Source organism: Sphingomonas sp. FUKUSWIS1 (genome assembly GCF_000733135.1).
In the GTDB taxonomy this organism is placed as follows: domain Bacteria; phylum Pseudomonadota; class Alphaproteobacteria; order Sphingomonadales; family Sphingomonadaceae; genus Sphingomonas; species Sphingomonas aerolata.
Window position 1 is genome coordinate 35,644 of record NZ_JPJC01000249.1, and the last position, 1,373, is coordinate 37,016.

Below are 1,373 nucleotides of genomic sequence, written 5' to 3' on the forward strand. Positions count from 1 at the left end.
CCCGCGGCATCGTTGAGCAGGCTTTCGCCCTCGAGGAGCGTGGTCAGCCTGCGCGGGAGCGTCACCCGTTGCAACACGGCGCGGGCGGATACCGCATCGGGCGGCGACAGGATCGCGCCCAGCGCGACGCAGGCGGCCCAGGGCAGTTCCGGCATCAGCAGCCTGGTCACGACCGCCACAACCGCCGTGGTGAAGAAGACGGCGCCAACCGCCAGCGAAAGAATGCCGGCCATGTGCCGCCGGAATGGCGCGACCGCGGTGAACCACGCGCCGTCCATCAGCAGGGGCGGGAGAAACAGGACAAGCACGAGCTCCGGATCGATCGCGATCCCTTGCACACCCGGTACGAAGGCGACGGCGCATCCGCCGACGATCAGCGCGGCTGCTGGTGGCAGCGACAGACGCCGGGCCAGATAGTGAAGCCCCAGCACCACCAGGAACATCAGGATGATCAGCTCGAAATTCGCCGCTGGATGCACAAAGCCGCCCCTTTTCCCTGCCCGCCCGGTGGTCCTGCAAGCTGTCCCGAACGGCGTCAATGCGATCGGGCAGCGTATCGGGTCGCGCCCGCATGTGGCCTGGGCCGTTCCCGGGCGATTGCCGTCGTCACGTTCGCCGGGCTAGTGTCGAGGGGGATAGGGGACAGCGCTCATGGAAACGATCGGCCGTGACCTGCGGGAAATGCAGCGGGTTCCGCTACAGCCTGCGCATATTGCCGCGATCCGGGCCGCAGGGACGCGTAAGCACTATCCCAAGGGAATAATGCTCGCCGAGATCGGCGCGCCGGCCGACCGCTTCGTGTATGTCGAAGAGGGGGAGATCGAGGTCGTCAACCCGTTCACGGGCGATCGGCTCGTGCCGTCGACGCTGGGGCCCACCCAGTTCATGAGCGAAATCTCTCTGCTGTCCGGCGGCACCTGGTCGCTGCCGATGCGCGCCGCGAGCGACACGACCGTCGTCGAAGTCCCGCGATCCGCGATGCTTCGCCTGATGGCGGCGATACCGGAGATGTCGGACATCGTGATCACGGTCCTGGCCGCGCGCCGTCGGCGGCAGCTGGATGCCGGCGATGGCATGCTGGTTCTGGTTGGCGAAGACGAGGACAGAGCCGTCAGACGTGTGGCCGAGTTCGCTGCGCGCAACCGCCTGCCCTACCGGTCCTACCCGCTCGGCAGCGCCGAAGCCGCGCATGTCGCCAGCAGTTGCGGAACCGCGCCGCTAGAGCCCGTCGTCGTGTTCGGCCGCGACGTGGTGGTGAGCGATCCGACGCCGGAGAAGGTGGCACGGCTGCTCGGACTCGATCAGGACGTTCCCGAAGACGAGGCCTTCGACGTGCTCATCGTCGGGGCCGGCCCCGCCGGCGTGTCGGCGGG

At 68.2% G+C, this 1,373-nt stretch carries 2 protein-coding genes; one reads left to right on the plus strand and one right to left on the minus strand.

The genetic code is table 11. The annotated features are described in order from the left end of the window. Positions 1–479: cation:proton antiporter domain-containing protein (locus sphsw_RS15535; protein WP_042467503.1), on the minus strand; the 479-nt coding region annotated here is incomplete at its 3' end. Positions 480–651: 172 nt separating this feature from the next. Here sphsw_RS15535 and sphsw_RS15540 point away from each other — a divergent pair. Beyond that, a partial coding sequence (locus sphsw_RS15540) for a Crp/Fnr family transcriptional regulator (protein WP_031441414.1) occupies positions 652–1,373 on the plus strand: 722 nt, incomplete at its 3' end.